Annotated in this window: 21 protein-coding genes; 13 read left to right on the top strand and 8 right to left on the bottom strand. The window is 71.9% G+C overall.

Annotation, left to right across the window (positions count from 1 at the left end; all coding sequences use genetic code 11):
- Positions 1-62: 62 nt before the first annotated feature.
- The 4 genes from ACFWPS_RS29300 to ACFWPS_RS29285 all read left to right on the top strand — a co-directional run bounded on the left by ACFWPS_RS29300 (position 63) and on the right by ACFWPS_RS29285 (position 4,860).
- The gene (locus ACFWPS_RS29300) at positions 63-755 is read left to right on the top strand and encodes an ABC transporter ATP-binding protein (RefSeq protein ID WP_383709970.1); all 693 of its coding nucleotides are present in this window, start codon (positions 63-65) and stop codon (positions 753-755) included.
- Positions 752-3,094: an FtsX-like permease family protein gene (locus ACFWPS_RS29295; protein WP_383709968.1), complete on the top strand. Its 2,343-nt coding sequence runs from the start codon at positions 752-754 to the stop codon at positions 3,092-3,094. The genes ACFWPS_RS29300 and ACFWPS_RS29295 overlap by 4 nt, the downstream gene beginning before the upstream one ends.
- Positions 3,095-3,174: 80 nt before the next feature.
- On the top strand, positions 3,175-3,543 hold the full coding sequence (locus tag ACFWPS_RS29290; protein ID WP_383709965.1) for a DUF779 domain-containing protein: 369 nt from the start codon (positions 3,175-3,177) through the stop codon (positions 3,541-3,543).
- Between the two features lie 144 nt (positions 3,544-3,687).
- Positions 3,688-4,860 carry a phosphodiester glycosidase family protein gene (locus ACFWPS_RS29285; protein WP_383709963.1) on the top strand — a complete coding sequence of 391 codons (1,173 nt, stop codon included), beginning with the start codon at positions 3,688-3,690 and terminating at the stop codon, positions 4,858-4,860.
- Positions 4,861-4,869: 9 nt separating this feature from the next.
- Here ACFWPS_RS29285 and ACFWPS_RS29280 read toward each other — a convergent pair whose 3' ends face one another.
- The 6 genes from ACFWPS_RS29280 to ACFWPS_RS29255 form a co-directional block, all read right to left on the bottom strand.
- Positions 4,870-5,064: a hypothetical protein gene (locus ACFWPS_RS29280; RefSeq protein ID WP_089105410.1), complete on the bottom strand. Its 195-nt coding sequence runs from the start codon at positions 5,062-5,064 to the stop codon at positions 4,870-4,872.
- Positions 5,065-5,166: 102 nt separating this feature from the next.
- Positions 5,167-6,030 carry a phosphatidylinositol-specific phospholipase C/glycerophosphodiester phosphodiesterase family protein gene (locus tag ACFWPS_RS29275; protein WP_383709960.1) on the bottom strand — a complete coding sequence of 288 codons (864 nt, stop codon included), beginning with the start codon at positions 6,028-6,030 and terminating at the stop codon, positions 5,167-5,169.
- A 181-nt stretch (positions 6,031-6,211) separates the two neighbouring features.
- The gene (locus ACFWPS_RS29270; protein WP_383709958.1) at positions 6,212-7,294 is read right to left on the bottom strand and encodes an acyl-CoA dehydrogenase family protein; all 1,083 of its coding nucleotides are present in this window, start codon (positions 7,292-7,294) and stop codon (positions 6,212-6,214) included.
- On the bottom strand, positions 7,291-8,472 hold the full coding sequence (locus ACFWPS_RS29265; protein ID WP_383709956.1) for an acyl-CoA dehydrogenase family protein: 1,182 nt from the start codon (positions 8,470-8,472) through the stop codon (positions 7,291-7,293). Before ACFWPS_RS29265 ends, ACFWPS_RS29270 begins: the two co-directional genes overlap by 4 nt.
- Entirely contained in the window at positions 8,469-9,437 is a 969-nt protein-coding gene (locus ACFWPS_RS29260; RefSeq protein WP_383709954.1) for an NADPH:quinone oxidoreductase family protein, read from the bottom strand. The genes ACFWPS_RS29265 and ACFWPS_RS29260 overlap by 4 nt, the downstream gene beginning before the upstream one ends.
- A 109-nt stretch (positions 9,438-9,546) precedes the next feature.
- The gene (locus ACFWPS_RS29255; RefSeq protein WP_383709952.1) at positions 9,547-10,119 is read right to left on the bottom strand and encodes a helix-turn-helix domain-containing protein; all 573 of its coding nucleotides are present in this window, start codon (positions 10,117-10,119) and stop codon (positions 9,547-9,549) included.
- A 78-nt stretch (positions 10,120-10,197) separates the two neighbouring features.
- Here ACFWPS_RS29255 and ACFWPS_RS29250 point away from each other — a divergent pair, with 78 nt between their 5' ends.
- From ACFWPS_RS29250 to ACFWPS_RS29230, 5 genes are all read left to right on the top strand, one after another.
- Positions 10,198-11,133 carry an NAD(P)/FAD-dependent oxidoreductase gene (locus ACFWPS_RS29250; RefSeq protein ID WP_383709951.1) on the top strand — a complete coding sequence of 312 codons (936 nt, stop codon included), beginning with the start codon at positions 10,198-10,200 and terminating at the stop codon, positions 11,131-11,133.
- Positions 11,134-11,162: 29 nt separating this feature from the next.
- A complete protein-coding gene (locus ACFWPS_RS29245; RefSeq protein ID WP_383709948.1) occupies positions 11,163-12,701 on the top strand; it encodes an ATP-dependent DNA ligase in 1,539 nt (512 codons plus the stop codon).
- Positions 12,698-13,165 carry an NUDIX domain-containing protein gene (locus tag ACFWPS_RS29240; protein ID WP_383709945.1) on the top strand — a complete coding sequence of 156 codons (468 nt, stop codon included), beginning with the start codon at positions 12,698-12,700 and terminating at the stop codon, positions 13,163-13,165. Before ACFWPS_RS29245 ends, ACFWPS_RS29240 begins: the two co-directional genes overlap by 4 nt.
- A gap of 75 nt (positions 13,166-13,240) precedes the next feature.
- Positions 13,241-14,626, top strand: coding sequence for an NADP-dependent succinic semialdehyde dehydrogenase (locus tag ACFWPS_RS29235; protein WP_383709942.1), 1,386 nt, complete (start codon positions 13,241-13,243; stop codon positions 14,624-14,626).
- A 25-nt stretch (positions 14,627-14,651) separates the two neighbouring features.
- Positions 14,652-14,882 carry a DUF6213 family protein gene (locus ACFWPS_RS29230; RefSeq protein ID WP_089105419.1) on the top strand — a complete coding sequence of 77 codons (231 nt, stop codon included), beginning with the start codon at positions 14,652-14,654 and terminating at the stop codon, positions 14,880-14,882.
- A gap of 91 nt (positions 14,883-14,973) precedes the next feature.
- On the opposite strand, the gene ACFWPS_RS29225 is transcribed toward ACFWPS_RS29230, so the two are convergent.
- Positions 14,974-15,627, bottom strand: a complete 654-nt coding sequence (locus ACFWPS_RS29225) for a transcriptional regulator (protein WP_383709939.1) — start codon at positions 15,625-15,627, stop codon at positions 14,974-14,976.
- 185 nt (positions 15,628-15,812) lie between these two features.
- On the opposite strand from ACFWPS_RS29225, the gene ACFWPS_RS29220 reads away from it, so the two are divergent.
- From ACFWPS_RS29220 to ACFWPS_RS29210, 3 genes are read left to right on the top strand one after another with little or no spacing between them, the layout of a single operon-like run.
- Positions 15,813-16,877, top strand: a complete 1,065-nt coding sequence (locus ACFWPS_RS29220) for a type III polyketide synthase (protein ID WP_383709936.1) — start codon at positions 15,813-15,815, stop codon at positions 16,875-16,877.
- Positions 16,878-16,882: 5 nt separating this feature from the next.
- Entirely contained in the window at positions 16,883-18,121 is a 1,239-nt protein-coding gene (locus tag ACFWPS_RS29215) for a cytochrome P450 (RefSeq protein WP_383709934.1), read from the top strand.
- Between the two features lie 7 nt (positions 18,122-18,128).
- The gene (locus ACFWPS_RS29210) at positions 18,129-18,674 is read left to right on the top strand and encodes a cupin domain-containing protein (protein ID WP_383709932.1); all 546 of its coding nucleotides are present in this window, start codon (positions 18,129-18,131) and stop codon (positions 18,672-18,674) included.
- Positions 18,675-18,683: 9 nt separating this feature from the next.
- Here the strand turns inward: ACFWPS_RS29210 and ACFWPS_RS29205 are convergent, their stop codons facing one another.
- The gene (locus ACFWPS_RS29205; protein WP_383709929.1) at positions 18,684-19,910 is read right to left on the bottom strand and encodes an acyl-CoA dehydrogenase family protein; all 1,227 of its coding nucleotides are present in this window, start codon (positions 19,908-19,910) and stop codon (positions 18,684-18,686) included.
- A gap of 172 nt (positions 19,911-20,082) precedes the next feature.
- Here ACFWPS_RS29205 and ACFWPS_RS29200 point away from each other — a divergent pair, with 172 nt between their 5' ends.
- Entirely contained in the window at positions 20,083-20,727 is a 645-nt protein-coding gene (locus tag ACFWPS_RS29200) for a TetR family transcriptional regulator (RefSeq protein ID WP_383709927.1), read from the top strand.
- Positions 20,728-20,789 lie beyond the last annotated feature (62 nt).

Genomic DNA, 20,789 nt, shown 5'->3' with positions numbered 1-20,789 from the left:
CGTCGTGCCGGCCCGGGCCCGTTCCCTAGCGTCGGCGGCCACCGAGGGACGGAGGCCCACCGATGACGGCACCGCTGATCGAACTGCGGGACGTGACCCGGCGTTACGACGCCGGACCGCCCGCGCTGCTGGACGTGACCCTGACCGTGGCACCCGGGGAGGCGGTCGCCGTGCTGGGTCCTTCCGGCAGCGGGAAGTCGACGCTGCTGAACCTGATCGCGGGCCTGGACCGGCCGGACGAGGGCACGGTGACCGTGGACGGCGTCCGGGTGGACGGGTTGGGCGAGGCGGGCGCGGCCCGCTACCGGCGGGCGCGGGTCGGGATGGTGTTCCAGTTCTTCAACCTGCTGGACGACCTGACCGTCGCCGACAACGTGGCGCTGCCGGCCCAACTCGCCGGAACGGGACGCCGCGAGGCCGTCCGCCGGGCCGGTGAACTGCTCGAATCCCTGGGCATCGCCGCGCAGGCGACCGCCTACCCCGGTCGGCTCTCCGGCGGCCAACGGCAACGCGTGGCCGTGGCCCGGGCGTTGATGAACCGCCCGGCACTGCTGCTGGCCGACGAGCCGACCGGTGCCCTGGACTCCGCATCCGGCGCCGACGTCGCCCGCCTCCTCAAGGAGCTCAACTCCGACGGCCAGACCCTCGTCCTGGTCACCCACGACCACGACCTGGCCCGGGCCTGCACCCGGCGCACGGTCCGTCTCGCCGACGGCGGGATCACCACCGACGTCACGACGGAGGCGGTCCGATGAGCGCGCTGCTCCGGGTCGTCCGGTCGGGCATGACCCGCCGCCGTACGCAGACCCTCGTCATCACCCTGGCCACCCTGTTGGCGGTGACGGCGTCCGTGCTGGCCGGTGCGCTGCTGGCGGCCTCCCGGGCGCCCTTCGACCAGGCCTTCGCACGCCAGCGAGGCGCCCAGCTCGCCGCGCAGTTCGACGCGCGCCGGGCCACGACGGCCCAACTCGCCGCCTCCGCGCACGCCCCGGGGGTGACGGATTCGTCCGGCCCGTTCCCGACGGCGACCGCCACGCCGGACCACGCGGGCGCCTTGTCGGTCGTCGGCCGCGCGCATCCCGGCGGGGCGGTGGACCGGGTCACGCTGACCGAGGGCCGGTGGCCACGGCGGACCGGCGAGATCGTACTCGCGGCGGACTCGGACGGCCCGCCCGTACACCTCGGGGAGACACTGGAGTTCCCCGGCCTGCCCGGCGGCCCGGCACTCACCGTGGTCGGTACGGCCCGCTCGGTGAGCCGTACCGCCGACGCCTGGGTGGTGCCCGCGCAGATCCCGGCACTCACCGGGTCCGGCCGCCCCGCCGGCTATCAGATGCTGTACCGCTTCGCCCACGCGGCCACCGGCGCGCAAGTCGCGAAGGACCGTGCGGCGGTGGCGGCGGCCGCGCCGAAGGGAGCGCTCACCAGCGCCCGGTCCTGGCTCGCCACAAGGCAGTTCGCGACCCGCGACACCGCTCTGTACGTCCCGTTCCTGGTCGCCTTCGGGGTGCTGGGCCTGGTGCTGTCGGCGCTGGTCGTCGGGAACGTGGTCGCCGGTGCGGTGGGCACCGGGCTGCGTCGCATCGGCGTCCTCAAGGCGGTCGGCTGCACTCCGGGGCAGGTCGTCCGCGCCTACGTCGCGCAGGCGCTCGGGCCGGCCGCGATCGGCACCGGACTGGGCGTGGCCGGCGGGCAGGCGGTCGCGGCGCCGCTGCTGGCGGACACCGCGGCCGTGTACGGCTCGGTCGGACTCGGGGTCTCCGCCGGCGTCGATCTGGCCGTCGCGGGCGGGGTGCTGGGCGTGGTCGCGGGCACGGCGTGGGTGAGCGCCTGGCGGGCGGGGCGGCTGCGCACGGTCGACGCACTGGCCGTGGGCCGCACCCCGGCACCGGGCCGCGGCCGCGTGGCCGCCCGGTTGGCCGCACGGCTGCCGGGGCCGCGGGCGGTGGGCCTCGGGCTGGCGCGGCCCTTCCACCGGCCGGCCCGGGCCGCCTCCATGGTCGCGGCGGTCGTCTTCGGCACGGCGGCGGTCACCTTCGCCGTCGGGATGGCCGCGTCCCTGGGGGAGGTGATCACGGCCAAGAACCACAACGCGGCGGACGTGACCGTGAGCGCCGAGCGGACGCAGCGCCCGGTACCCGTCGGGCCGGGCGCTCAACAGGTGACGGCCGCCCAGGCCACCGCGGTGCAGGCCGCGATCGCCGCCCAGCCGGGCACCCGCGACCAGTACGGCAGCGCCGAGACGGAGGCCAAGGTCACCGGGGTGACGGAGAGGGTGCCGGTGATCGCCTACGACGGTGACGCCTCCTGGGGCGGGTTCGTCATGGTGTCGGGGCGCTGGATCCGGGCGGCGGGCGAGGCGGTGGTGGCGACCCCGTTCCTGACCGCCAGCGGGGCCCGGGTGGGCGACACGGTCACCCTCACCGTGAACGGCTCGCCGGTGCGGACCCGGATCGTCGGCGAGGTCTTCGACGTCGGCGAGCAGGGCATGCGGCTGTTCACGGACCTGGCCTCGCTCCGGACCGCCGATCCGGACCTGCACCCCACCGACCGCGCCGTACGGCTCGCCCCCGGCACCGACCCGAAGGCGTACGTGCATCGCCTCGACGCGGCGCTGAAGTCGCTCGGCTTCACGGCCACCGCCGCCAAGTCGGTCAACGGCAGCGACAGCGTGGTCGCCCTCGACACGCTGGCGGCCGCACTCACCCTGATCCTGGTGGCGGTGGCCGGACTCGGGGTGCTCGGCGGGGTCGTCCTCGACACCCATGAGCGCATCCGCGACCTGGGCATCCACAAGGCGCTCGGGATGACACCGCGCCAGACGGTGACGCTGGTGATCGCCTCGGTGGTGCTGCCCGGCCTCGCGGGCGGCGCGCTCGGCGTCCCGCTGGGCCTGGTCGTGCACCGCACGGTCATGCCCGCCATGGGCGACAGCGCCGGACTGCGCCTGCCCGACGTGGTCCTCGACGTCTACCGGACGCCCGAACTGCTGCTGCTCGCCCTCGGCGGTACGGCGATCGCGGTCCTCGGCGCGCTGCTCCCGGCGGGCTGGGCGGCCCGCGTCCGGACGGCGAAGGCACTGCGCACCGAGTAGACCAACGCCCGGTTCTGGACGCGCCGGTGACACAGCGGTGAGACTGAGGGGTCCGCCGCCCCGGCCCCAGGAGGGTGACCATGGCCGACCCGACAGCGACGCCGCCGCGCGTCGAACTCACCCCGCAGGCCGCCGAACTGGTGCGCCGGCTGCACGCCGAGCACGGCCCGCTGATGTTCCACCAGTCCGGCGGCTGCTGCGACGGCAGCGCGCCCATGTGCTATCCGGACGGCGAGTTCCGCACCGGCGGCTCGGACGTGCTGCTGGCCGAGCTGGCGGTGGACGGCGTCGAGCAGCCGGTCACCTTCTGGATGTCCCGCAGCCAGTACGAGGTGTGGAGCCACACCCGGCTGATCGTGGACGTGGTACCCGGACGGGGGAGCGGCTTCTCCCTGGAGGCACCCGAGGGGGTGCGTTTCCTCACCCGTTCTCGCGTAGTCGACGCCTAGCAGCCCCGCCGGTCACTCTCGTCTGCTGCACTTCCCCGGAGTCCTGAGGAACTTGACGAGACATCAGGGGGTGCGGTGACGCATCGTCAGAGACGACTTGCAGCGACGACCCGAACTCTGTGCACGCTTCTCACCACGTCCGGCATGCTGGCCGGTGCGGCCCTCGCGGGGGCGGCACCGGCCGGCGCCGTGTCGGGCGTCAGGCACATCGCGTCCGGCATCGCCTACCGGCAGTTCGACGTCCCGGCGGCCAAGGGCACGGTCCACGCCCATCTGCTGACCGTCGACCTGACCGACCCGCACGTCCGCGTGGACCTGCTCTCCCCGGGCGCGGTGGCCGCACGGTCGCCGGTGTCCGCGATGGCGGACACGGCGGGCGCGGTCGCGGGCGTGAACGGCGACTTCTTCAACATCAACGAGAACCAGCACCCGGGCGTCGAGGCGACCGGTGCGAGCGTCGGTCCGGCGATCGCGCACGGCAGGGTGCTCAAGTCGGCGGTTCCGACGGCCCAGCGGTTCGGCCCGGCGCTGCCGCCCGGCACCGACACCACCGACGTCTTCGGCGTCGGCGTGGACCGCAGGGCCCGGCTCGACCGGCTGACGCTCTTCGGCACGGTCCGCACCCGCGACGCCACCCTCGCGCTGCGAGGGCTCAACCAGTACGCGTTGGCGCAGGGCTCCGTCGGCGCCTACACCGCCGCCTGGGGCTCGGCCTCCCGCAAGCGTGCCACCTGCGGCTCGGACAGCGACCGGGCCGCCGGGTGCAGCACGGACACCTACGAGGTGCGGATCCGCGCCGGCAAGGTCGTCGCCGCGTCCGCCACCCCGGGCAGCGGTGCGATCCCCGCCGGTACGACCGTCCTGCTGGGCCGGGAAGCGGGCGCGGACGAACTGCGCACCCTCTTCAAGGGCGAACGGGTCACGGTCCGCGAGCGCATGGTGGCGTCCGCCGCCCGGATCCCGTACCGCTTCGCGGTCGGCGGCTACCCGGTGCTGCGCGACGGCCGACCGCTGGCCGGGCTGAACGGCACCGCCTCGGCCGTGCGCACGGCCGTCGGCTACGCGAACGACGGGCGCAGGCTTCTGCTGCTGGCGCTGGACGGTGCGGTGGCCTACCGCAGCGGTATGACCATCGCCGAAGTAGCGGACGAGATGCGGCAGTTGGGAGCCGTCGACGCGTTCAGCCTGGACGGCGGCGGCTCCACGACGATGGTGGCCCGCACCGCGGGGGCGACGACGGTGAGCGTGCTCAACCACCCGACCGACAGCCCGGAGCGCGCCGTGGCGAACGGGATCGGGGTCTTCTGGAAACCCTGAGCGGGTGGCTCAGGGTTTCAGACTGCTGACCAGGTCGGCGGTCGCCGTGAGCCCGCTGGTGATGGTCGGCGCCATGCTGGTACTGGCCAGAAAGAACCCGAACAGCATGCAGACCAGGGCGTGCGAGATCTTCAGCGCGCCCTGGCGCATGAAGATCACGGCCAGCAACAGGAGCAGCAGCACCACAGAGATGGAAACGGCCATCGCGAACCTCCTCCGCCACGCCCGTTTCGGGGCGTTCGGCCGCAAGTGTGGCGTAGCGGAGGGTTGGCGCGTGCGGTTGACACGACCCCCGTTCGAGTGGTGTTACGACGTCGCGCGGGCGTCCAGGAAGGCCTCCAGGCCGGCCAGGTCGTCGGTGTTGAAGTAGTCGATGCCGGCGGCGAACAGCTCGCCCCACAGCGCGTCGCGGGCGGGGCCGGCCACGTCGGGGGTGTTCCAGAAGCGCACCGTCTGACCGTGTGCGTGCGCCTCGCCGATGATGTCGCGCAGCTTCTGCCGCTCGGCGTCGGGGAAGGCGCCCTCGCCGAGCCAGGTGAAGTTGAGCTGCCAGTTGTCGCTGATCAGCGGAACGAAGGAGGCGGGCGCGGAGGTGCCGAGGTCGGTGAGCCGGCCGTCGTAGAAGGCCCGGCGCACGGTCTGTGCCGCCATCGGCGTGCGGGCGGCGCGGTCACCGGAGATGACGTTGGTGACCGCACCGGGGACGACCCGGCCGTGGCGGTACGTCGTGAACAGGTGCGGGTAGCGCTGCAGATGCCGGTCAAGCTCCAGGTAGGTCGAGGAGCCCTCGGTCTTGATGTCGATCAGCAGTTGCAGCGGCTTGCGCCAACCCCGGTACACCGAACCGTGGTTGGCCTTGACGATCGCGGCCAGCGGGTCGAGGTAGAGGGATTCCAGGGTGCGGCTCGGGTCCAGGTCGTCCGCGGTGTGCCCGATGAGGAGCTGGTCGCCGACGAGGAAGATGTCGGCCTCGACGCTGCCGAAACGGTGGTCGAGGGCGTCGTGGAGGGGGTGGGTGTGCTCGTAGTCGTTGTGGGCGTGGGCACGCCACAGCGGCCGCCGGCTCCGGTGACCGCCGCCCGCCCACGCTTGCGCGCCGGGCAGCACGACGGCACCGGCGAGGGCGGCACCGAGGGTCGTGAGGGCTCTGCGACGGGTGGTGAGGGCCATGATGCTCTGCCTCCCTTGTAGGGCCATGAGGGACCGAAGGGAGTATGCGTTCGAACAGAGCCCAATTGATGCATCTGCGCAGGGATTTGGCTGGACTGCCACCCACGGTTCATGTCGCGCCCGAAGGGGCGCGGGGAACTGCGCGACCAGCCCCCACGCACCCGCAGCCGAAGACCGAAAATCAGGGCGCCTGAAGATCGACCAGTGCGCCCAATGCCTCCCGATGCGCCCCCGCCGTACCAAAGGCGATCGAATCAGCCTTGGCCCGCTTCAGATACAGATGGATCGGATGTTCCCAGGTCATCCCGATCCCTGCATGCAACTGCAGCGCCTCCTCAGCCGCATGCACGGCAACCGGCCCCGCGTAAGCCTGCGCAACGGCCACCGACACATCGGCGTCCTCACCGGAGGCCAGCGCGTCGGCCGCACCGCGCGCCGCCGCGCGAAGGTTCACCACCTCCAGCCACAGCTGCGCCAGCCGGTGCTTGACCGCCTGGAACCCGCCCACCGGCCGGTTGAACTGCTTGCGCTCCTTGAGGTACCGCACGGTCTCGGTCAGCGCCCATTCGGCGACGCCGAACTGCTCGGCGGCCAGCAGCCCGGCCCCGGCCCGCAGCGCACGCCGTACCGCGGGCTCCGCGTCGCCCACGCGGCGCCCCGCCGCCCCGTCCAGGGTCACCGTGGCGAGCGGCCGGGTCAGGTCGAAGGACACCTGCGGGGTGACGGTCACGGCGCCCGCCTCGACCGCGTACAGCCCGCCGTCGTCACCGGGCACCAGCAGCACGTCCGCGGCGACCGCGTCCGCGATCCCGGTCAGCTCACCGTGCAGGCGCCCGTCCTCGACGCGTACGGCGGTGAACGCGGCCCCCGGGGCGACGTGCAGCCCCACGGCGAGCGCCCCGACGGTCCGCCCGGACGCCAGCTTCCCGAGCAGTTCCTCGTCGTCGCAGGCCAGCAGCGCCTCGGTCGCCACCACGGCGCTGGTCAGATACGGCACGGGCGCCACCGCCCGCCCCAGCTCCTCCAGGACGACGGCGACTTCGCGGTGCGAGGCACCCTGGCCGCCCAGCTTCTCCGGTACCAGCAGGCCGGCGAGCCCCATGCCCTCGGTGAGGGCCCTCCAGGCGGCCGCGTCGTGCGGGACGTCCGACTCGGTGCGGGCGATGACGCCCGGCGCGTCGCAGTGGTCGGCGAGCAGATCCCGCACCGCGGCCCGCAGCGCCTCTTCCTCCTCCGAGTACAAAAGGTCGGGCTGTGTGCTCATCGGGCCAGGTCCTTCCAGGCGACGTCCTTGTCGGTGCGCGGCTCGGCCGGCAGGCCCAGGACGCGCTCGGCGACGATGTTCAGCAGGACCTCGCTGGTCCCGCCCTCGATGCTGTTGCCCTTGGCGCGGAGGTAGCGGTAGCCGGCGTCGCGGCCGGTGAAGTCGACCAGTTCGGGTCGGCGCATGGTCCAGTCGTCGTACAACAGGCCTTCTTCGCCCCGGAGTTCGACCTCCAGGCCGCTGATCTCCTGGTTGAGGCGGGCGAAGGCGAGTTTCATGCCGGCGCCCTCGGGGCCGGGCTGGCCCGCGACCAGCTGCTGGCGCAGCCGTTCGGCGGTGAGGCGGGCGACCTCGGACTCGACCCACAGCTTCAGCAGCCGCTGGTGCAGGTCGTGGGTGCGCAGTCCGGGGCGTTCGCGCCAGGTCTTCGCGACCGGGCCGATCATGCCGCCCTCGCGGGGCAGCCGCATGCCGCCGATGGCGACGCGCTCGTTGTTCAGCGTGGTCTGCGCGACCCGCCAGCCGTCGCCGATCGCGCCGAGGCGGCGGGAGTCGGGGATGCGGACGTCGGTGAGGAAGACCTCGTTGAACTCGGCCTCGCCGGTGACCTGCCGCAGCGGCCGGACGTCCACGCCCGGATCGGTCATGTCGCAGATGAAGTAGGTGATGCCGGCGTGCTTGGGCACGTCCGGGTCGGTGCGGGCGATGAGGATGGCCCAGCGGGAGTTGTGCGCGCCGGAGGTCCACACCTTCTGCCCGTTGACGACCCAGTCGTCGCCCTCGCGGACGGCCCGGGTGCCCAGCGCGGCCAGGTCGGAGCCGGCGCCCGGCTCGCTGAACAGCTGGCACCAGACCTCCTCGCCGATCCACAGCGGTCGCAGGAAGCGCTGCTTCTGCTCCTCCGTGCCGTACTTGAGGATGGTCGGCGCGGCCATGCCGAGCCCGATGCCGTTGCGGCGCGAGTCGTTGTCGGGGGCGCCGGCGGCCTCCAGCTCGGCGTCCACGACGACCTGGAGGGAGCGCGGGGCACCGAGGCCGCCGAGACCCTCCGGGTAGTGCACCCAGGCCAGCCCCGCGTCGAACCGGGCCTTGAGGAAGTCCGGCTTCTCGGTGGTGGCGGGCGGGTGAGCGGCCAGCAACTCGGCGGTGCGGCGCGTGAGTTCGGCAGCGTCGGTCATGCTGCGGCTCCCTTCGGCACGACGGTGACCCGGCCGGTGGTGACGCCGTCACCGACCCGCTGCACGGCCGCCGCGGCCCCGGACAGCGGGACCCGCTCGCTCACCAGGGGCTTGATGGCGCCCTTGGCGGCCAGCTCGGTGAGCTGCCGGTGGCAGTCCAGGATCAGCTTGGGGTTCTTGGTGGCGTACAGGCCCCAGTGCAGGCCCTGGATGGAGTAGTTCTTCACCAGGGCGTGGTTGAGCGCCGGGCTCGGGATGGTGCCGCTGGCGAAGCCGACGACCACGATCCGGCCCTCGAAGGCGACCACCTTGGTGGACTGGGTGTAGGCCTCGCCGCCGACCGGGTCGTAGATCACGTCGGCACCACGGCCACCGGTCGCCTCCTTGACGGCGGCGACGACGTCCTCGGCGCGCCGGTCGATGACGACGTCGCAGCCCTGCTCGCGGGCCACGGCGGCCTTGTCGGCGCCGCCGACCACGCCGATCACCCTCGCCCCGGCCGCCTTGCCGAGCTGGACGGCCGCGCTGCCGACCCCGCCGGCGGCGGCGTGCACGAGCAGTGTCTCGCCGGCCTGCAGGGCCGCCCGGCGGTGCAGGCCGAACCAGCCCGTCTGGTAGCCGATGTGCAGCGCGGCGGCCTCGGAGTCGTCCAGCGCGTCCGGGGCCGGCAGCAGCGCGGCGGCGTCCGCGACCGCGTACTCGGCGAAACCGCCGTACGGCAGGGCGGGGTTGGCGAGCACCCGGCGGCCGTCCTCGGTCTCGCCGCAGATCTCCACCCCGGGGGTGAACGGCAGCGGCGGGCGCACCTGGTAGTGCCCCCGGCACATCAGGACATCGGGGAAGTTGATGTTGGCGGCACGCACCCTGAGCAGCACCTGGCCGTCGCCGGGCGTGGGCAGCTCCACCTCCTGGAGCCGCATCACCTCGCTCGGCTCGCCGTTCTCGTGCACTTGCCATGCCTGCATGCGGTGCCTCCACGGGACTGCGTCGACTGCGTCGTCTGACCGGGGTCCATCGCATACTAAGCGGTCGCTTGCCCTCCAGGGAACAGCCGCCCGGGGAACGCCGGATTCGTCACGCCCTCTTCGGCCGCGCCCGTACGTGCATCCGCTCCCCCTGCGGCCCGAACAGGCTGAGGAACTCCACCGGCCCCTCCCCCGTCGACCCGAACCAGTGCGGCACCCGGGTGTCGAACTCGGCCGCCTCCCCCGGCCCCAGCACGACGTCGTGCTCGCCCAGCACCAGCCGCAGCTTCCCGGACAGCACGTACAACCACTCGAAGCCCTCATGGGTGCGCGGTTCGGGTTCGAGTTTCCGCTTCGGTTCGACCACCTTGAACGCCTGCAGGCCGCCGGGCTGCCGGGTGAGCGGCAGGAAGGTGCGGCCGAACCGCTCCATCGGCTTGGCCCGCACCCGGGGGTCGCCCGCCGGCGGGGCGCCGACCAGTTCGTCCAGGGGCACCTGGTGGGCCTGTGCGATCGGCAGCAGCAGCTCCAGGCTGGGCTTGCGCAGCCCGGACTCCAGCCGGGAGAGGGTGCTCACCGAGATGCCGGTGGTCTCGGAGAGGGCGGCGAGGGTGACCTCCCGCTCCTTGCGGAGCCGGCGCAGCCGGGGTCCCACACCTGCGAGGACGTCGTCCGTAGTCATGCCTGCATTGCAGTTTCGGCAAAGACGTTTGTCAATCCGGCAGCGTCCGGGCGACCCTCGGCGGCGGAGGTGGTCACCATGACCGATACGTACGAAGTGGTCGTCGTCGGCGGCGGCGCGGCCGGGCTGTCCGCCGCACTGGTCCTGGGCCGGGCCCGGCGCCGCACCCTGGTCGTCGACGCGGGCGAGCCGCGCAACGCCCCGGCGGCGCACATGCAGGGCTTCCTGTCCCGGGACGGCATGCCGCCCGCGGAGTTCCTGGCGGTGGGCCGGGAGGAGATCGCCCGGTACGGCGTGGAGCTGGTCCGGGACCGGGCGGTGGGCGTGGCCAAGGACGACTCGGACGGCTTCGCGGTGTCACTGGCGGGCGGCCGTACCGTCCGGTCCCGGCACCTGGTCGTCGCCACCGGCCTCAAGGACGAGCTCCCGCCCGTCCCCGGGGTGACCGAACGCTTCGGCCGGGATGTGGTGCACTGCCCGTACTGCCACGGCTGGGAGGTGCGCGACCAGGCGTTCGGCGTGCTGGCCACGACCCCGCTGAGTGTGCATCAGGCGCTGATGGTCACCCAGTGGTCCAAGGACGTGATCCTCTTCCTGCACCAGGTCGAGGAGGCCGAACTGACCGACGAGGACCTGCGCCGGCTGGCCGCGGCCGGGGTGCGGGTGGTGCCCGGTGCGGTGGCCGGGCTGCGCGTCGAGGACGACCGGCTCACGGGCGTGCAACTGGCCGACGGGGGCGTGCACGCGCGCGAGGCGCTGTTCGTCGCCCCGCGCCCGGTCCCGCAGAACGGCCTGCTGGTCGCGCTGGGCGCGGAGCTGGCGGAGACCCCCTTCGGCAGCTACCCGGTGACCGACGAGCGGGGCCTGACGACCGTGCCCGGGCTGTGGGCGGCCGGCAACGCGAGCGGCTTCGCCGAACAGGTGGTCAACGCGGCGAGCCGCGGCTACCGGGCCGGCGCGGCGATCAACGGCGAGCTGCTCTTCACTGACCTGGACGCGGCCGTGCGGGTGTAGTCCGGGCGCACCCGTTGCACCATGGCTGCATGCTGCTGACCCGGCTCGCCGAAGTGTCCCGGGAGATCGCCGCCACCGCGGCCAGGTCCCGCAAGACCGCCCTGCTCGCCGAGCTCTTCCGGGAGACGGCCCCCGACGACGTACCGGTCGTCATCCCCTACCTGGCCGGCCGGCTCCCGCAGGGCAGGCTCGGCGTCGGCTGGAAGGTGCTGAGCCGGCCCGTCGCACCGGCCGTCGCGCCATCCCTCACCGTCCGCGAGGTCGACGCCCGGCTGACCGACCTCGGCAAGGTCTCAGGTCCCGGTTCGCAGGCCGAACGCGCCCGGATCGTGGGCGAGTTGATGGGCGCCGCGACAGCGGAGGAACAGCGATTCCTGCTGGGGCTGATCACCGGCGAGGTGCGGCAGGGCGCCCTGGACGCGGTGGCCGTGGAGGGGCTCGCGCAGGCGACCGGCGCGGACGGGGCCGCCGTCCGCCGGGCGGTGATGCTCGCCGGGTCCCTCCAGACGGTGGCCGAGGCGCTGCTGGCGGACGGCCCGTCGGCCCTGGACCGCTTCCGGCTCACCGTCGGCCGCCCGGTACTGCCCATGCTGGCGCACACCGCCTCCTCGGTGGCCGAGGCGGTTCAGAAGCTGGGCGGCTGCGCGGTCGAGGAGAAACTGGACGGCATCCGGGTCCAGGTCCACCGGGAGGGCGACACGGTACGGATCTTCACCCGCACCCTGGACGACATCACCGACCGCCTTCCCGAAGTGACGTCGGCTGCGCGGGAGTTGAGGGGCGATCGGTTCATCCTGGACGGCGAGGTGATCTCCTTCGACGCGGACGGCCGGCCCCGCTCCTTCCAGGAGACGGCGGGCCGGGTCGGCTCCCGGACGGACGTGGCGAAGGCGGCACGGGAGATCCCGGTCTCCCCTGTCTTCTTCGACGCGCTCTCGGTCGACGGCCACGACCTGCTCGACCTCCCCTTCGCCGAACGGCACGCGGAGCTGGCCCGCCTGGTCCCCGAACCGATGCGGGTGCGCCGCACTCCGGTGTCCGGGCCCGAGGACACGCCGACCGCCGAGGAGTTCCTCGCCGCCACCTTGGAACGCGGCCACGAGGGCGTGGTCGTCAAGGCCCTGGACGCCCCCTACAGCGCGGGCCGCCGGGGCGCCTCCTGGCTGAAGGTCAAGCCGGTGCACGCCCTCGACCTGGTCGTCCTGGCCGCCGAGTGGGGCCACGGCCGCCGCACCGGCAGGCTGTCCAACCTCCACCTCGGCGCCCGCAACCCGGACGGCACCTTCGCCATGCTCGGCAAGACGTTCAAGGGCCTGACCGACGCGCTGCTGGAGTGGCAGACCGCCCGGCTCAAGGAGCTGGAGGTCTCGGACGACGGCTGGGTGGTGACCGTACGCCCCGAACTCGTCGTCGAGATCGCCTACGACGGCCTGCAGCGATCCACCCGCTACCCGGCGGGCGTCACCCTGCGCTTCGCCCGGGTGGTCCGCTACCGCGAGGACAAACGGCCGGAGGAGGCCGATACGGTGGAGACCCTGCTGGCCGCCCACCCGGAGGTACGGCGTTGACGGATCCGAAGCGAAGCGCCGGGCTGCTGTTGTTCCGGCATACCGGTGAGGGCCTTGAGGTGTTGCTCGGCCATATGGGCGGGCCGTTCTTCGCGAAGAAGGACGCGGGTGCGTGGACCGTCCCCAAGGGCGAGTACGAGCCCGACGAGACGGCCTGGGCGGCGGCCCGGCGCGAGTTCCAGGAGGAGCTGGGCCTGCCGCCGCCGGACGGCGAGGCGATCGGGCTGGGCGAGGTCCGGCAGACCAACGGCAAGATCGTGACGGCGTGGGCGATCGAGGCGGACCTGGACCCGGCCACGATCGAACCAGGCGTCTTCGTGATGGAGTGGCCGCCGCGGTCGGGCCGGATCCAGGAGTTCCCGGAACTGGACCGGGTGGCCTGGCTGACCCCCGACCGTGCCCGCGAGGTGATCGTCAAGGCCCAGGCCGCGTTTCTCGACCGGCTGGCGGAGCGCACGGGCTGAACAGAGCCTCCTACGTTGCGGTCGGCCCGGTCGCGCGGGAAGGTCGTAGCAAGCCCGCTCCCAGGGAGGTCAGCCATGCCCATCGCCACGGTCAACCCGGCGAACGGCGAGACGCTCGAAACGTTCGAGGCCATGGACGAGGACGAGCTCGAACGCCGGCTCGAACTCGCCGAGGCGACGTTCCGCACGTACCGCACGAGCACCTTCGCCGAGCGCGCCCGGCTGCTGCACCGGTCCGCCGACCTGCTGGACGCGGACCTGGACGACATCGCGCGCACCATGACCACCGAGATGGGCAAGCCGCTGAGGCAGGCCCGTGCGGAGGCCGCCAAGTGCGCGAAGGCGATGCGCTGGTACGCCGACCACGCGGCGGAGCTGCTGGCCGACGAGGAGCCGGCGGAGACGGACGTGAAGGACTCGGGCGCGTCCCGGGTCCGGGTGCGCTACCGCCCCGTCGGTCCGGTACTGGCGGTCATGCCGTGGAACTTCCCGCTCTGGCAGGTGGTCCGCTTCGCCGCGCCCGCGCTGATGGCGGGCAACGTGGGCCTGCTCAAGCACGCGTCCAACGTCCCGCAGACCGCCCTGTACCTGGAGGACCTGTTCCACCGGGCGGGGTTCACCGAGGGCTGCTTCCAGACCCTGCTGATCGGCTCCGGCGCGGTCGACGACATCCTGCGCGACGAGCGGGTGAAGGCGGCGACGCTCACCGGCAGCGAACCCGCGGGCCGCGCGGTCGCCTCCACCGCAGGCGAGATGATCAAGAAGACGGTCCTGGAACTGGGCGGCAGCGATCCCTTCGTGGTGATGCCCTCCGCCGACATCGACCGCGCCGCGAAGATCGCGGTGACCGCGCGGGTGCAGAACAACGGGCAGTCGTGCATCGCCGCGAAGCGGTTCATCGTGCACGCGGACGTCTACGACGCGTTCGCCGAGCGGTTCGTGGCGGGGATGGCGGCGCTGCGGACGGGCGACCCGATGGACGAGGAGACGGACGTCGGGCCGCTCGCGAGCGAGCAGGGCCGCAAGGATCTGGAGGAGCTGGTCGAGGACGCCAAGCGGTCGGGTGTGCAGGTGCTGTGCGGCGGGCAGCGGCCGGACGGGCCCGGCTGGTACTACCCGCCGACCGTCCTCGCCGGGATCCACCGCGACATGCGCATCCACCGCGAGGAGGCGTTCGGGCCGGTGGCCACGCTGTACCGGGCGGGGGACCTGGACGAGGCGATCCTCATCGCCAACGACTCGCCCTTCGGGCTGAGTTCGAACGTGTGGACGCGGGACGAGGCCGAGGTGGACCGGTTCGTACGGGACCTGGAGGCCGGCGGCGTGTTCGTCAACGGCATGACCGCCTCCCACCCGGCGTTCCCCTTCGGCGGGGTCAAGCGGTCCGGATACGGCCGTGAGCTGTCCGGGCACGGAATCCGGGAGTTCTGCAACATCACCACCGTTTGGCAGGGTGCGTGACGGTTGCACGGCTACGATCCCGGGTGTGAACCGCGAAGTGACCCTGCCTCTGATCGTCGACGACCGCGGTACCTTGCAGGTGGCCGCGGCCGACGTGAGTAAGTTGTTGCGGACGTTGGGGGCACGGTGGCTGCGTCTGGTGGAGGCCGACGAGGGCGGGCTGGACGAGGACACGGTGGCCGCTCTGACCATCGAGCTCGCAAAGCTCGCTGATCGGATCGACGTGGCTTGTATCGCCCACAGCAGTGGGGAGTGACGGTCGTTCGGCGGGTGCGGGTTAGTGGGGGTCGCTCGCGCCCACGCGGCGGCAGCCGCAAATCGATACAGCCCCGCGCCCCTAAAAGCGATCAGCTGAGCGACGTCCAGAACATCGCCTCGTACGCCTGGAGTAGACGGCCGTAGGCGTACACCCGCTTCTCGTCCAGGCGGCCGGTGTCCAGTCCCGCCTGCACCGCTGCCGTTGCCTGTACGTCCAGTGCCGGGGCCGGGGTCGCGAAGAGGTCGAAGAAGGCGCAGGCCTCGCCGGTGAAGCCGTAGTGCGTGCGCAGGCCCTTCGCGATGGTCGCGCAATAGGTGCCCCACGTCGCGAAGTTGGCCGTGATGGCGAGGACGGCGTCCGTCGGGGTTGCGTTGAGGGCGAGCCAGGAGATGTACGCCGGGTACGCCTGGCAGCCCGGTAGGGGCTCGTACGCTTGCATGCGCTCTTCATCCACTTCGCACGCCTCGGTGAACGCGCCCAGCCGCTCTGCCGCCAGTTCCTCGCCCTCGGCCAGCATGGTGAAGAACCCGGCGGCCGCCGGCTCCTCGGAGGCGCGCTGCGCCAGATGCAGGAACGCGCGTCGGTCGGCGGGGATCACTTGGTGTTGTTCCAGGGCAAGTGCGGCGAGTGTCTCCAGGCTCGCCCTGCCGCTGGCGACGAGGGGGACCAATGGATTGGCGTTCGGGTCCGGGGCAAGCTCTGACCTGGTCATCTTCAGCATTTCCGCGGCCGTGCCGGGCATCGCGTCCTCCTCGTACGGATAGCTCTGTGCTGCTCCGACCCTGACACGGGGTCACCGGTTCGGAGTAGTCCGGCGAGAGATCATCGCCCTCACGGGTGATCGTGAGGGAACCACCTCCTGAGGTGAACCACCTCTCTGACCGGTCGGGCCCAAACCCGCCGGAAGGCTGAAAGCAGGCACGGTTCATGGCGACTTTGTGCAAACCCTCAGTGTCGGTCCCGGAGTACGTGATCACGATGGAGGAGACGCTGGAACTGGCGCGCTCCCACCACGAGAACCACCCGCAGCTGCCGCTGGCGCTGAGACTGATCGAGAACACGGGCGTTCGCACCCGGCACATCGTGCAGCCGATCGAGGAAACCCTGAAGCACCCCGGCTTCGAGGAGCGCAACAAGCTCTACGAGGTCGAGGCCAAGGCCCGGGTTCCCGCAGTGATCCAGCGGGCGCTCGACGACGCCGAACTGCTCACCAGCGACATCGACGTGATCATCTACGTCTCGTGCACGGGCTTCATGATGCCCTCGCTCACGGCGTGGCTGATCAACGAGATGGACTTCGACTCCACGACCCGCCAGATCCCCATCGCGCAGCTCGGCTGCGCGGCCGGCGGAGCGGCGATCAACCGGGCGCACGACTTCTGCTCGGCGTACCCGGACGCCAACGCGCTCATCGTGGCCTGCGAGTTCTGCTCGCTGTGCTACCAGCCGACCGACCTCGGCGTCGGCTCGCTGCTCTCCAACGGCCTCTTCGGTGACGGCATCGCCGCCGCCGTGGTCCGCGGCAAGGGCGGCACGGGCGTCGAACTCGAACGCAACGGCTCGTACCTGATCCCGAAGACCGAGGAGTGGATCATGTACGACGTGCGGGCCACCGGGTTCCACTTCCTGCTGGACAAGCGGGTCCCGGCGACCATGGAGCCGCTGGCGCCGGCTCTCCAGGACCTGGCCGGACTGCACGGCTGGGACGCGTCCGACCTGGACTTCTACATAGTCCACGCGGGCGGGCCGCGCATCCTGGACGACCTGAGCAAGTTCCTCCAGGTCGACCCGCACGCCTTCCGGTTCAGCCGGGCCACGCTCACCGAGTACGGCAACATCGCCAGCGCCGTCGTCCTGGACGCACTGCGCCGGATGTTCGACGAGGGCGGTGCCGAGCACCAGGCGCGCGGCCTGCTGGCCGGGTTCGGTCCCGGCATCACCGCGGAAATGTCGCTGGGTCGCTGGCGGCGTTCGGACGAAGAGGCGGACTGACCTCGATGACACTCACCGAACCACTCGACTCCGCCGACGAGGCCCGCGGTGAGGCCGCCTGTCCGGTCCGGCACTGGGAGGTGCCGGACCTGACGGGGGTGGATTTCGACCCCACCCTGGCCGAGCTGATGCGGGAGGGTCCGGTCAGCCGGATCCAGCTCCCCAACGGGGAGGGCTGGGCGTGGCTGGTCACCCGGTACGACGACGTACGGATGGTGGCCAACGACCCCCGGTTCAGCCGCGAGGCCGTGATGGAGCAGCCGGTCACCCGGCTCGCCCCGCACTTCATCCCGGACCGCGGCGCGGTCGGCTTCCTGGACCCGCCCGACCATACGCGGCTGCGCCGCTCGGTGGCCTCCGCGCTCACCTCCAAGGGCGTGGAGCGGGTCCGGGAGAAGGCCCGCCGGATGCTGGACGAGCTCGTCGACGAGCTCGTCCAGGACGGCCCGCCCGCCGATCTCACGGCGACGATCCTGAGCCCGTTCCCCATCGCGGTGATCTGCGAGGTGATGGGCGTGCCGGCCGCCGACCGGCACACCATGCACGTCTGGACCCAGCTGATCCTGTCCTCCAGTCATGGCAAGGAGGTCAGCGAGAAGGCCAAGCGCGAGATGAGCGCCTACTTCGCCGACCTCGTCACCCTGCGCGAGGGAAGTACGGGCGAGGACGTGGCCTCCCTGCTGGGCGCGGCCGTGGGCCGCGGCGAGGTGACCCTGGAGGAGGCCGTCGGTCTCGCCGTCCTCCTCCAGATCGGCGGCGAGGCGGTCACCAACAACAGCGGGCAGCTGTTCTACCTGCTGCTGACCCGCCTCGACCTCCTCGACCGGCTGCGCACCGAGCCGGAGATCCGCCCCCGGGCGATCGACGAGCTCCTGCGCTACATCCCGCACCGCAGTGCGGTCGGGCTGTCCCGGATCGCCACGCGGGACGTGGACATCAAGGGCGTACGGATCCGCGCGGGCGATCCGATCTACGTCTCGTACCTGGCCGCCAACCGGGACCCGGACGTCTTCCCGGACCCCGAGACGATCGACTTCACCCGCAGCCCCAACCCGCACGTCTCCTTCGGGTTCGGCCCGCACTACTGTCCCGGCGGCCAGCTGGGCAGGCTGGAGGAGGAGCTGCTGGTCGACGCCCTCCTCGACCGGCTGCCCGGGCTGCGGCTCGCCGTGCCCCCGGAGCAGGTCCCCTTCAGAAAGGGTGCGTTGATCCGGGGACCCGAGGCACTACCGGTGACGTGGTGAGTGGCCCATGACGACGACCGAGGGACTCACGGAGGGACTCGCGGAGGGACTCCTCGTGCCACCAGGCCAGGGACGCGTGGTCCACACGCCGGCTCAGCGCGTCACGTTCAAAGTGACGGGCACACACTCGCGGATCGCCTCCACCTTCGAGGTGGAGGTCCCACCGGGGTTCGACGTGGGCGCCCATGTGCACACCCGGAGCGAGGAGTTGTTCTACGTGCTCGAAGGCGAGCTGGACGTCCTCGCCTTCGAGCCCCGGATCCGCACCCCCGACAACTGGCAGAAGTGGGAGTCGAGTTCGGGCACGAGGGTGGTGCGGGCGACTCCGGGTACGGTCATCGTCGTACCACCGGGGTGCCCGCACGCTTTCGCCAACCCGACGGAGACTCCGGCGAAGATGTTCTTCCAGGCATCGCCGCCGCCCGATCACGAGCGCTACTTCGAGGAACTCCTGGAGATCCTGGGCAGCGACGGTCCCCCGGACCACGAGGCGATCGAGGAACTCCGGAGCCGCTACGACATCGAGCAACTCACACCGTTGAAGCACCGGTGAGCCAGAGCGCTACCGGATCGGCATCCCCGACAAGGTCCGCGCAATCACCAGCCGCTGGATCTCACTCGTCCCCTCGAAGATCGTGTAGATCGCCGCATCGCGGTGCATCCGCTCCACCGGATACTCCCGCGTGTACCCGTTGCCGCCCAGGATCTGGATCGCCTGGGCGGTCACCTTCTTCGCCGTCTCGCTCGCGAACAGCTTCGACATCGACCCCTCGGCCGCGGTGAACGGCCTGCCGTTGATCGCCATCCAGGACGCCCGCCACACCAGCAGCCGGGCCGCGTCGACGGCCGTCCGCATGTCCGCGAGCTGGAAGGCCACCCCCTGGTTGTCGATGATCGGCCGCCCGAACTGCTCACGGGTCATGGCGTAGTCGAGCGCGACCTCGTACGCGGCCCGCGCGGTGCCCACCGCCATCGCCCCCACCGCAGGGCGGCTCGCTTCGAACGTGGCCATCGCCGCGTTCTTCACCCGCTCGCCGCCCGACTTCGCCCGTTCCCGGGCCCGGGCCAGGCGCTCGTCCAGCTTCTGCTTGCCGCCGAGCAGGCAGGAGCCGGGCACCCGGACGCCGTCCAGGACGACCTCGGCGGTGTGCGAGGCGCGGATCCCGTGCTTCTTGAACTTCTGGCCCTGGGAGAGCCCGGGCGTCCCCGGCGGGACGATGAAGGACGCGTGGCCCTTGGAACCGAGCTCCGGGTCGACGACCGCCACGACGACGTGGACGTTGGCGATGCCGCCGTTGGTCGCCCAGGTCTTCGTGCCGTTGATCACCCACTCGTCCTTGGCCTCGTCGTAGACGGCCCGGGTGCGCATGGAGGCCACGTCGGAGCCGGCGTCGGGCTCGGAGGAGCAGAACGCGGCGACCTTGACGTCGTTGGTGTCGCCGTACATCTGGGGGATCCAGGTGCCGATCTGCTCCTCGGTGCCGTTGGCGAGGACGCCGACGGCGGCGAGGCCCGTGCCCACGATCGACAGGGCGATGCCCGCGTCGCCCCAGAACAGCTCCTCCATGGCCATCGGGATGCCGAGGCCGGTGGGGTCGAAGTACTGCTGGGCGTAGAAGTCGAGGGAGTAGATGCCGACCTTCGCGGCCTCCTGGATGACCGGCCAGGGAGTCTCCTCACGCTCGTCCCATTCGGCGGCCGCAGGACGGATGACGTCGGCGGCGAAACCGTGCAGCCAGTCCCGGACCTCCTTCTGTTCGTCGTTGAGTTCCATGGTGAACTCGGCCATGACTCCTCCAGCGGCGGCGCATAATGTGTTACTAGCGGTAACCCGAGTCTGTTACTCGTCGGTAGGAAAAGTCAACTCCCAAGGTCACCTCGGCAGCCAGTTCGAGAGCGGTTGGCTGTCAGGTGTTAGTTTGCGCAGGCGTCACCGAAACAGCACGGGGTGGGGAGAGCACATGGACACCACGCAGCGGACCGAACAGCAGAGGTCCGCCGACCGCCGACGGCGCGAGCTGCTGGAGGCCGCCGACCGGGTGGTGCTGCGGGACGGCCCACAGGCTTCCATGAACGCCATCGCGGCGGAGGCGGGCATCACCAAACCCATCCTCTACCGCCACTTCGGCGACAAGAGCGGGCTGTACGCAGCGCTGGCCAAGCGGCACACGGACGCGCTGCTGAACTCGTTGCGGGCTGCGCTCGACGCTCCCGCGGAGCGCCGCGAGCGCGTCGAGGCGACCCTGGACACGTACCTCGCGGCGATCGAGGCGCGGCCTCAGGTGTACCGGTTCCTGATGCATCCCGCGGAGGGCGGCACGGGGACCGACCAGGGGTTCGACGTGGGGAAGCACTCGGCTCCGCTGTTGCGGCGGATGGGTGAGGAGCTGGCGCAGGTCATCGAGGACCGGCTGGATCTCGGGCCCGGGAGTCAGCAGCTGGCGCGGGTGTGGGGGCACGGGATCGTCGGGATGATGCATGCGGCCGGGGACTGGTGGCTCGGGGAGCGGCCGTGTACTCGTGCGGAATTGGTGAAGAGTCTGGCGGACCTGCTGTGGGGTCGGTTGGCGGCTGCGGGGGACAAGGTCGGGGGTCCGGGGTTCTGAGGGGTTCAGTTTCGGCTGACCGCCGGTGGGGGCTGGTCGCGCCCGCGCGGCGGCAGCCGCAA

This window comes from Streptomyces sp. NPDC058457, assembly GCF_042720695.1.
Classification (GTDB): domain Bacteria; phylum Actinomycetota; class Actinomycetes; order Streptomycetales; family Streptomycetaceae; genus Streptomyces.
This window is presented reverse-complemented; position numbering and strand designations above follow the sequence as displayed.